Annotated in this window: 11 protein-coding genes, 1 tRNA gene and 2 pseudogenes; 9 read left to right on the top strand and 5 right to left on the bottom strand. The window is 64.7% G+C overall.

Translation table 11 applies throughout. From position 1 onward, the window contains the following. The 5 genes and pseudogenes from ACE3UA_RS16385 to ACE3UA_RS16365 form a co-directional block, all read left to right on the top strand. Positions 1-102: pseudogene (locus ACE3UA_RS16385) on the top strand (IS5/IS1182 family transposase); the annotation flags it as partial. 34 nt (positions 103-136) lie between these two features. Beyond that, positions 137-292: a hypothetical protein gene (locus ACE3UA_RS16380; protein WP_374647022.1), complete on the top strand. Its 156-nt coding sequence runs from the start codon at positions 137-139 to the stop codon at positions 290-292. A 188-nt stretch (positions 293-480) separates the two neighbouring features. Further along, positions 481-711: a hypothetical protein gene (locus ACE3UA_RS16375; RefSeq protein WP_374647020.1), complete on the top strand. Its 231-nt coding sequence runs from the start codon at positions 481-483 to the stop codon at positions 709-711. A gap of 140 nt (positions 712-851) precedes the next feature. Further along, positions 852-1,247 (top strand): annotated as a pseudogene (locus tag ACE3UA_RS16370) (recombinase family protein); the annotation flags it as partial. After that, positions 1,224-1,409, top strand: coding sequence for a helix-turn-helix domain-containing protein (locus tag ACE3UA_RS16365; protein WP_374647024.1), 186 nt, complete (start codon positions 1,224-1,226; stop codon positions 1,407-1,409). The pseudogene ACE3UA_RS16370 and the gene ACE3UA_RS16365, both read left to right, overlap by 24 nt. Positions 1,410-1,516: 107 nt before the next feature. On the opposite strand, the gene ACE3UA_RS16360 is transcribed toward ACE3UA_RS16365, so the two are convergent. The 4 genes from ACE3UA_RS16360 to ACE3UA_RS16345 form a co-directional block, all read right to left on the bottom strand. Further along, a complete protein-coding gene (locus tag ACE3UA_RS16360) occupies positions 1,517-2,407 on the bottom strand; it encodes a tyrosine-type recombinase/integrase (protein WP_374647018.1) in 891 nt (296 codons plus the stop codon). A gap of 65 nt (positions 2,408-2,472) precedes the next feature. Beyond that, the gene (locus ACE3UA_RS16355; RefSeq protein ID WP_374647016.1) at positions 2,473-2,952 is read right to left on the bottom strand and encodes a hypothetical protein; all 480 of its coding nucleotides are present in this window, start codon (positions 2,950-2,952) and stop codon (positions 2,473-2,475) included. 86 nt (positions 2,953-3,038) lie between these two features. Then, positions 3,039-3,113: transfer RNA gene (locus ACE3UA_RS16350), tRNA-Asn, on the bottom strand. Positions 3,114-3,181: 68 nt separating this feature from the next. Next, positions 3,182-4,048 (bottom strand): MBL fold metallo-hydrolase, encoded by an 867-nt coding sequence (locus ACE3UA_RS16345; protein ID WP_374647014.1) that lies wholly within the window; start codon positions 4,046-4,048, stop codon positions 3,182-3,184. Positions 4,049-4,089: 41 nt separating this feature from the next. On the opposite strand from ACE3UA_RS16345, the gene ACE3UA_RS16340 reads away from it, so the two are divergent. Beyond that, entirely contained in the window at positions 4,090-5,400 is a 1,311-nt protein-coding gene (locus ACE3UA_RS16340; RefSeq protein WP_374647012.1) for an ATP-binding protein, read from the top strand. Between the two features lie 2 nt (positions 5,401-5,402). Here the strand turns inward: ACE3UA_RS16340 and ACE3UA_RS16335 are convergent, their stop codons facing one another. After that, entirely contained in the window at positions 5,403-5,888 is a 486-nt protein-coding gene (locus tag ACE3UA_RS16335; RefSeq protein ID WP_374647010.1) for a CAP domain-containing protein, read from the bottom strand. Positions 5,889-6,084: 196 nt separating this feature from the next. On the opposite strand from ACE3UA_RS16335, the gene ACE3UA_RS16330 reads away from it, so the two are divergent. From ACE3UA_RS16330 to clpX, 3 genes are all read left to right on the top strand, one after another. Continuing rightward, complete coding sequence (locus ACE3UA_RS16330; RefSeq protein WP_374647008.1) at positions 6,085-6,693, top strand: CDP-alcohol phosphatidyltransferase family protein; 609 nt, start codon at positions 6,085-6,087, stop codon at positions 6,691-6,693. 152 nt (positions 6,694-6,845) lie between these two features. Beyond that, complete coding sequence (locus ACE3UA_RS16325) at positions 6,846-7,478, top strand: ATP-dependent Clp protease proteolytic subunit (protein WP_374647006.1); 633 nt, start codon at positions 6,846-6,848, stop codon at positions 7,476-7,478. Between the two features lie 117 nt (positions 7,479-7,595). Further along, the gene (gene clpX / locus ACE3UA_RS16320) at positions 7,596-8,855 is read left to right on the top strand and encodes an ATP-dependent Clp protease ATP-binding subunit ClpX (RefSeq protein ID WP_374647004.1); all 1,260 of its coding nucleotides are present in this window, start codon (positions 7,596-7,598) and stop codon (positions 8,853-8,855) included. The last annotated feature ends 21 nt before the right edge of the window (positions 8,856-8,876 follow it).

Raw genomic sequence — 8,876 nt, 5'->3', positions numbered from 1 at the left:
CGTCTGAAGGACTGGCGCAGGGTCGCGACCCGCTACGATAGATGCCCAAAAGTCTTCCTCTCCGCCGTCGCACTCGCCGCAACCGTCATGTTCTGGCTATGATCCGAGAACGAGTCCTGACCCTAGAATGCAGCGGATGACCAAGCACGACCTGACCGGGGGATTCATGCTGATCACGGCGTTGGCGGGCCTGTATGGTCTGCACTTGGCCGAGATCGGCGGATGGCCGGGAGCTATCCTTACGGGTGTGGCCGGGATGGTTTTAGGCTACAAGGACGGCAAGCAGCGTTGACCTGACCGGAATGTTTAGGGGTCGCAACCGCGAGAGCCTCACCGATAGTGTGACAGATCGCGCTTTCCCCCCATGACGGGGGGCTGAGGAAGGCAGGGTTAACGTGGCCCGGTCCTGCCGTCCGTGCTTTCTTCTTGTGGCAGTCCTTGGAAGCATGGGCCATCAACAGGCACAGTGAGAGGTCGGACATGTTCTTCGCCAAGGCAGGCTTTGTCATCGCGTGGCCGCTCTTCATTCCCAGTGCCGCAGCCTATGGCATCATGACGGTGTCAATTTGGACCGGGACAACGGCTGCTGTTGCTGAGGTCTTCGGCGCGAGGTTCTTCGCGTCACACGGCACAGTGGCTGAGGCCATCGCCATCAGTGTTGCCTTCGGCATTGCGGCAGAGATCAGCAGGTCGATAGCCGCGAGAGAGTAGGGCGATTGGGTCAGGCTGTTGCGATAGGGTATACCTTAGTGCATCGTTGGCGCGAGACGCTTTCGACGTACCATTAGGGTTGACTTGAGCATTTGTGGTACGATGGCGAGTAAGGGTCTAGACCCAAAAAGGACACCGCCATGAAGTACGGGTACGCCCGCGTCAGCACTGATGATCAAGACCTGACCCTCCAGCGCGAGAAGCTGCTGGCTGCTGGTTGCGACGTGGTCAGGGAAGAATAGCGGAGCGGCACGAAGCTTGCAGGCAGGGACGAACTGAAGACCTTGCTGGAGTTCATGCGGGAAGGCGACACGCTGGTGGTCACGCGGCTTGACCGTCTGGCCCGTTCTCTTGAGGATTTGTCACACGTGGCCCGCCAGCTTCACGCCAAGGGGGTAACACTCATGGCGACGGAGCAGCCTGTAGACACCAGCAACGCGGCGGGGAAGGCGTTCTTCCAGATGCTGGGGGTCTTCGCAGAGTTTGAGACCAACCTGCGCCGGGAGCGGCAGATGGAGGGAATAGCCAAGGCCAAAGCGGAGGGAGTCTACAAGGGCCGGAAGCCTACCATTGACCCCGCAGAGGTTCGGCGGTTGCATGGGGAGGAGGGCATGGGGGCGACTGACATAGCCCGCAAGCTCGGCATCGCACGGACGTCAGTCTATCGGGTGCTTGAGGGAAAGATCGCAGCGCAGTGAGGCCGCAAGTGCATGGCTGCTAGACGTATTCAGAGGCCCCTCTCGGGGGCTTCTGTCGTTCTGGGGCGGTGGGGTGCGGGCGAAGGCGAAGCTGCAGCCTACGGAGGTTATTTAGCGCTCTCCGTTGGTTCTGCCTTTGCTTCCTCTCTCTGCGGATTAGGCAGACCGAAAGCCTTCAGCATCGCCCGAGTGGTCACACGCAGTTTCGCGGGTGTTCCGCCATAGACCCGGTCTCCGACCCCGCCAAGTTCATGGCCAAGGATTAGGTTCTGATCAAGGAAAGAAACCTCCGCGATCATCAACCGATCCTTCATGTTGTGACGCAGTGAGTGGACTACATGCTTAGGGTTGGTTGTCGCGTCGCGGAGGTGACCCATCAGAGCCGCAGAAGCTGCATCGGAGCCACCAGGGCGGCAGTAGGACAGGAAGACTAGGTTCCCCTTCTTAGTTGTCTTCAGTGTCTCCTTAGCCGCAGCAAGGGCATCGCCGACCAAGGGAACGAAGCGTCTGGAGGCGGCAGTCTTCACCCTGCACTGCTCGTGCCACGTAACTTTGACGTTTGGATACTCACCCGCCACATCAACATCTTCCACCCGCAGGCCGGTGATTTCAGCCAGTCGGCACCCCGTGCCTTCAAGCAATCTCCAGATGAGAGCGAGGTCTGGCTTGCATCTTGAGGTTATGCGCTCGCGGGCCTTCAGAAGGACGGTTTCGGGAAGTGGGTCGCGCCCTTCCGAATCATCGCGTCTGCCGGTAGCGCCCTGAACTGGCAGTGCGCTGAACTGGTTCTTGAAACTGGCGGGAAGGGGCATTTCCCTTGCTGCATAGTTGATCACCGCATTCAGAGCATTGATGTCGCGGGCGACGGAGTTTGGACTGATCGGTTTCCCATTAGCCTTCAATCGCCGAAGCATGTAATCTCGGACTGTGCGGGCATCCTCGCGCGTGATCTTGACGAGGATTGGGTTGTTGCCCAAAGCCTCTTCGACATGTCCCACGATTCTCTCGATGTGCTGCTTGAAGCGGTCCCTGACCTCTTGCGCTTCGGTCTGATCACGCTCGGCTAGGTAGAGTCCATCGCATCGCGGAGGGTGGTGAGAGGGGGTTTGGCCTTCGATCCCGCCTGCAGGATGGCGACGGTGTAGGCGTCAACCTTGTTCGGAATGATCGGATGACCCGATTCCTCTTCGCGTTGATACCTATGTATGATGGACTGCGCGAGATGGTCGCGGCCATCCCAGTCGGTGTTGTTCATACCCATCTCGGTTGCCCGAGCCACTGCCAGCTTGAAGGCGTGACGGTCGGACAGTTCACCACGGTCGGCAGCGCCCCTAAGTTCAAGAGAGCGCCGAGCTTCCGTGATCTCCCTCTCCACCAGAGCATGGAAAGCGGGGTAGGCAGCCAAGGCTTGCCGCTCGGTGTCGCCCAGCTTTTCCTTGAACTCACGCTTCAGGATGACAGCGGATAGGTCTTTGGGGACTCGGCTGCGGTACTGCCATCCACCTGATTTGGTTATTTCAACGTGGCGCAAGACAAGCCTCATGTGTGCTCCGTGTGTGCCCAGATGTGCACCGAAACGGACCATACGTCACTGATTTGCTTGATTTCTTCAAGTTTCCCGAAGGAAATTGGCTCCGGCGGTAGGGATCGAACCTACGACCAATTGATTAACAGTCAACTGCTCTACCGCTGAGCTACGCCGGAACACGGGGCGCGTATAGCAAGGGTGCCGGGGGGCGGCAAGGGGCAAATGCGGGAAAAGATGCCGGCGCTTAGTTCCTCTGGAAAATCGGCTCCGGCGCCGTGGTGGAAGTGGCGGAAACCAGGCTTCTGGCGGCAAGATCAATGAGATGGGCAAGCACATTCTGCCGGGCGGCGGGCCAGAGCGTCCGGGGGATGTCCCGGTAGATTCGCGCGGTCAGTTCGCCGGCGCTGGCCGGGGCCGCAGCGAGGGCGGCGAGGATTGCGGCCTCGCGGTCCCGGCGATGGGCGATGAGGGCGGAGAGCCGGGCTGCCGGCTCGGCGACGACCTCGCCATGGCCGGGCAGGAGACTGCGCCAGTCCCGCTCGGCCATTCGGTGCAGCGAGGCCATGTAATCGGTCATGTCGCCATCGGGCGGGGCGACGATGCTGGAGGACCAGCCCATCACATGGTCGCCGGAGAACAGCATCTCTCCCAGCGCCAGGCAGATGTGGCTGCCGAGATGGCCGGGCGTGTGGTGGACCGAAAGCTCCCAGTCGGGGCCGGAGAGGCGCTCGCCCTCGGTCAGGCGGCGGTCGGGGGTGAAATCCAGGTCGAGGCCCTCGGCCGCGGGGGGCAGGTGGTCGGCCCAGTCCGCCATGCGCGGGCTGCGCCCCTCGGTCGCGGTGCCGAAGGCCAGGACCTCGGCCCCGGTGGCGGCGGCAAGCCGCGGGACAAGCGCGGAATGGTCGCGGTGGGCATGGGTCACGACGATCCGGGTGACGGGGCGGCCGGCGGCGGCGGCAAGGAGGGCGGCGAGATGGTCGTCGAGGTCGGGGCCGGGGTCGATCACCACAAGTTCGGTGGCGCCGATGACATAGGTATTGGTTCCGGTCCCGGTCAGGGCCGAGGGGTTGGGCGCGAGAATCCGCCGGATCGGGGGGTCACTGAACGACATGGCGGTCTTTCCAAGCGGGGGCAGGGCGGCTAGGCTGCCGCGTGATGGCTTTCCTCAAGCGGTTCCTTCCCCGGGGTCTCTACTGGCGCGCGGCGCTGATCCTGATTGTGCCCATCGTCACGATCCAGCTGGTCGTGTCCACCGAATTCATCCAGCGTCATTACGAGAGGGTGACGCAGCAGCTGACCTCGGGCGTGGCATTGGAACTGGCCTTCCTGATGCGCGAGATCGACGCCGCCGCCACGCCCGAGGCGGCGCTCGCGGCGGCGCGGCCGCTGGCCGAGGCGTTGCAGATCACGCTGACGCTGCCGGCGGGCGCGGATGCGCCGGTCGAGGACCGGATCGGAGTGCTGGACCTGTCGGGCCGTGCCCTGGTCGACACCCTGCGCGACGGGGTGCCGGGCCTGGTCGCGGTGGACGTGACGGGCGAGGGCCGGGTGGTGAACCTGCGGCTGGACAGCGCGGTCGGGCCGGTCCAGGTGCAGATGGAGCGGCGGCGGATGTCGGCGACCAATCCGCACCAGCTGCTGGTGCTGATGATCTTCACCTCGCTTCTGATGACTGCCGTGGCCTTCCTGTTCCTGCGCAACCAGTTGCGGCCGATCACCCGGCTGGCCAGGGCGGCCGAGGATTTCGGCAAGGGGCGCATGGCCCCCTACCGGCCGCGCGGGGCGCTGGAGGTGCGGGCGGCGGGTCGCGCCTTCCTGGACATGCGCGAGCGGATCGAGCGGCAGATCGAACAGCGCACCCTGATGCTTTCGGGCGTCAGCCACGACCTGCGCACGCCGCTGACCCGGCTGCGGCTGGGGCTGGCGCTTCTGCCCGAGGACCCGGAGGTCGCGGCGCTGCAGGCGGATGTGGCGCAGATGGAGCGGATGGTGGAGGAGTTCCTGGCCTTTGTCCGGGGCGATGCGATGGAGGGGACTGAACCCACCGATGCGGTGGCGCTGGTCCGCGCGGTGGCGGACCGCGCGGGCGCGGTCCTGACCGAGATCCGGGGCGAGCCCGCGCCGGTCGAGATACGGCCGCAGGCGGTGACGCGGGCGGTGGAGAACCTGGTCTCGAACGCGCGGCGCTATGGCAGCCGGGTCGAGATCAGCCTGTGGTTCCGCGAGGGCAGCCTCTGGATCACGGTCGAGGATGACGGGCCGGGAATCCCGCCCGAGAAACGGGACGAGGCGCTGCGGCCCTTCACGCGGCTGGACGCCTCACGCGATCCGAACAAGGGGGGCGGGGTGGGGCTGGGGCTGTCGATCGCCTCGGACATTGCGCTGAGCCATGGCGGCACGCTGCGGCTGGGGCAGAGCGCGCGTCTGGGCGGGCTGAAGGCCGACCTGACGCTGGCGCGCTAGGGTCAGCGCGAGGCACCGAAGTTGATGACCCAATGCAGCTTGTTGTCGGGCGCATCCGAGACGGCGATGCCGATCCCGACCTCGTTCACCTTGCCAAGCAGGATGTTGTCGCGATGGTGGGGCGAGTTCATCCACCAGTCCACCGCCCGCGCCCCGGTGCCGAAGCCGCGCCCGGTATTTTCGGCCGCGGCGCGGAACCTGTAGCCCACGCGCTTGAGCCGGGTCCTGAGCGTGCCGCCATCCGAGGAATCATGGCTGATCGAATGGCGCCGGGCATTGTCGCAGGCATGGCCCTGCGCGGCCTTGTCAAGCTTGGTGGAAAGCTTGAAGGCAGAAAGGCCATGGGCCCGGCGTTCGGCGTTCAGATGCGCCAGCACCTCTTGCTGCAGGGCGGATGCGTCGGCCGGCTGGGTGCAGGCCATCGCGGGGGCGGCAAGGCCAAGACCCGTCGCCAGGGCGAGTGCGGAAAGGCTGAAATGCGATGACATGGCTTCCTCTTGAACGCGACGGTCCCATTGTGCAAGCCTCTGCGGCCAGATTTCGGCAGATGATGGCGAAAATGTGAAGTTTGCGCGAATTTCGCGGGTTCGGTGCAACCGGAAGTGGCGAAGGTCTGCCTGTCGCTGCCGGCTGAAAAGGGGAAAGCCGGGGCCGCGGAGGGTCGCGCAGGACCAGGAGAACGGCATGCTGGACGGGCTCATGCGTGGGGTGATCGAGGCCCCGCTGAACCGCGGCGGGCGGTGGCTCGCCGCGCGGGGCGCCTCGGCCGACCAGGTGACGCTGATCGGTCTGGGACTGGGGCTGTTCGCGGCTGCCCTGGTGGCGCTTGGCGGGGCGGGTCTCTGGGTCGCGCTGCCGCTCATGGCCAGCCGGCTGGCGGACGGGCTGGACGGGGCGGTGGCGCGGGCGCGGGGCAAGTCGGATTTCGGCGGTTATCTGGACATCACCTGCGACTTTGCCTTCTACGCCGCGATCCCGCTGGCCTTTGCCCTTCGCGATCCGGGGGCGAACGGGGCGGCGGCGGCCTTCCTCCTGGCCACGTTCTACGTCAATGGCGCCACCTTCCTTGGCTTCGCGATCCTGGCCGCAAGACAGGGGATGGAGACTGTCAGCCGGGGCGAGAAGTCGCTGTATTTCACCGCCGGCCTGCTGGAGGGGACCGAGACGATCCTGTTCTTCCTCCTGATCGTGCTCTTCCCCGCGCTTTTCGTCCCGGCCGCCTGCACCTTCGGCGCGCTGTGCCTGGTGACCGCCGCGGCGCGGGTGCTGCTGGCGGCCCGGACGTTCCGCTAGGGGCCCGAAGGGACGGGTCCACCGGGCCCGGGGCAAGCCGCCCGGGCCCGGGATTTCGGGCGGGCCGCCCTTGCAGCCCCCGTGCCACCCCACTAAGACTCTGGCAATACAAATGACGCTATTCATCGCGAGACACGAAGAGGCAGGCCCCGATGCGCGATCCCGTTGACCACTACATGAACACCCTCGTCCCCATGGTCGTCGAGCAGACCAGCCGGGGAGAACGCGCCTATGACATCTTCAGCCGGATGCTGAAGGAACGGATCATCTTCCTGGGCGGCCCGGTGCATGACGGCATGTCCAGCCTGATCTGCGCCCAGCTCCTGTTCCTGGAATCGGAAAACCCGACCAAGGAAATCAGCATGTACATCAACAGCCCCGGCGGCGTGGTGACCTCGGGCCTGTCGATCTACGACACGATGCAGTATATCCGCCCCAAGGTCTCGACCCTGGTGATCGGGCAGGCGGCCTCGATGGGCTCGCTCCTGCTGACGGCGGGCGGGAAGGGGATGCGCTTCAGCCTGCCGAACAGCCGGGTCATGGTGCACCAGCCCTCGGGCGGGTATCAGGGCCAGGCCACCGACATCATGATCCACGCCCGCGAGACGGAAAAGCTCAAGCGCCGGCTGAACGAGATCTACGTCAAGCACACCGGCAACAGCTACGAGGCGGTCGAGGCCGCGCTGGAGCGGGACAATTTCATGTCGGCCGAGGATGCGAAGGCCTGGGGCCTGATCGACCAGATCCTGGAAAGCCGCGGCAAGGCGGACGATACGTCGAAGTGATCAGAGCCCCTTGCCGGCCGGTCCGGCGGGGGGATTTTCGCATTGTGGTGGCCGGGGGCTTGTCCTAGACTTTGCCCGAAGGCCCGTGACAACGGACGGGTGTCCAGAGGACTTTGGATGGCGAACAACTCCGGCAGCGACAGCAAGAACACGCTCTACTGCTCGTTCTGCGGCAAGAGCCAGCATGAGGTGCGCAAGCTGATCGCGGGGCCGACCGTGTTCATCTGCGACGAATGCGTCGAGCTTTGCATGGACATCATCCGCGAGGAGACGAAGACCACGGGTCTGAAGTCGACCGACGGGGTGCCGACCCCGCGCGAGATCTGCAAGGTGCTGGACGATTACGTGATCGGCCAGATCCACGCCAAGCGCGTGCTTTCGGTTGCGGTCCACAACCACTACAAGCGGCTGAACCATTCCTCGAAGAACGACATCGAACTGTCGAAGTCGAACATCCTGCTGATCGGCCCGACCGGCTGCGGCAAGACGCTGCTGGCGCAGACGCTGGCCCGCATCCTGGACGTGCCCTTCACCATGGCGGACGCCACCACGCTGACCGAAGCCGGTTACGTCGGCGAGGATGTGGAGAACATCATCCTCAAGCTGTTGCAGGCCAGCGAATACAACGTCGAACGCGCGCAGCGCGGCATCGTCTATATCGACGAGGTCGACAAGATCACGCGGAAGTCCGACAACCCCTCGATCACCCGCGACGTGAGCGGCGAGGGCGTGCAGCAGGCGCTGCTGAAGATCATGGAGGGCACGGTCGCCTCGGTTCCGCCGCAGGGCGGGCGCAAGCATCCGCAGCAGGAATTCCTCCAGGTGGACACGACCAACATCCTGTTCATCTGCGGCGGCGCCTTCGCGGGGCTGGAGAAGATCATCGCGCAGCGCAACAAGGGTTCGGGCATCGGCTTCGGCGCCGATGTGAAGGGGCCGGAAGAGCGTAGCGTGGGCGAGCTTTTCAAGGAGCTGGAGCCCGAGGATCTGCTGAAATTCGGCCTGATCCCGGAATTCGTCGGCCGCCTGCCGGTGATCGCCACCCTGACCGACCTGGATGAGGCCGCGCTGGTGACGATCCTGACGGAACCGAAGAACGCGCTGGTCAAGCAATACCAGCGCCTGTTCGAGATCGAGGGCGTCAAGCTGACCTTCACGTCGGACGCCCTGACCGCGATCGCCAAGCGCGCGATCAAGCGCAAGACCGGCGCGCGCGGGTTGCGCTCGATCATGGAGGACATTCTCCTCGACACGATGTTCGAACTGCCCGGCATGGACGGGGTCGAGGAGGTCGTCGTCAAGGACGAGGCGGTGAACCTGGGGGCCAAGCCGATGCTGGTCTATACCGAGAAGAAGAAAGAGCCGGTCAAGGCCTGAGGGCCGGGATCTGGAAGGCGG

Origin of the sequence: Tabrizicola sp., from assembly GCF_041919135.1 — a bacterium.
In the GTDB taxonomy this organism is placed as follows: Bacteria; Pseudomonadota; Alphaproteobacteria; order Rhodobacterales; family Rhodobacteraceae; genus Tabrizicola.
This window is presented reverse-complemented; position numbering and strand designations above follow the sequence as displayed.

What these genes read in the sequence shown, in the direction of transcription:
- ACE3UA_RS16330 (WP_374647008.1), top strand. Translation starts at nt 6,085, where the DNA reads ATGCTGGACGGGCTCATGCGTGGGGTGATCGAGGCCCCGCTGAACCGC.
- ACE3UA_RS16365 (WP_374647024.1), top strand. Translation starts at nt 1,224, where the DNA reads ATGGAGGGAATAGCCAAGGCCAAAGCGGAGGGAGTCTACAAGGGCCGG.
- ACE3UA_RS16335 (WP_374647010.1), bottom strand. Translation starts at nt 5,888, where the DNA reads ATGTCATCGCATTTCAGCCTTTCCGCACTCGCCCTGGCGACGGGTCTT.
- ACE3UA_RS16355 (WP_374647016.1), bottom strand. Translation starts at nt 2,952, where the DNA reads ATGAGGCTTGTCTTGCGCCACGTTGAAATAACCAAATCAGGTGGATGG.
- ACE3UA_RS16345 (WP_374647014.1), bottom strand. Translation starts at nt 4,048, where the DNA reads ATGTCGTTCAGTGACCCCCCGATCCGGCGGATTCTCGCGCCCAACCCC.
- ACE3UA_RS16380 (WP_374647022.1), top strand. Translation starts at nt 137, where the DNA reads ATGACCAAGCACGACCTGACCGGGGGATTCATGCTGATCACGGCGTTG.
- ACE3UA_RS16375 (WP_374647020.1), top strand. Translation starts at nt 481, where the DNA reads ATGTTCTTCGCCAAGGCAGGCTTTGTCATCGCGTGGCCGCTCTTCATT.
- ACE3UA_RS16325 (WP_374647006.1), top strand. Translation starts at nt 6,846, where the DNA reads ATGCGCGATCCCGTTGACCACTACATGAACACCCTCGTCCCCATGGTC.
- clpX (WP_374647004.1), top strand. Translation starts at nt 7,596, where the DNA reads ATGGCGAACAACTCCGGCAGCGACAGCAAGAACACGCTCTACTGCTCG.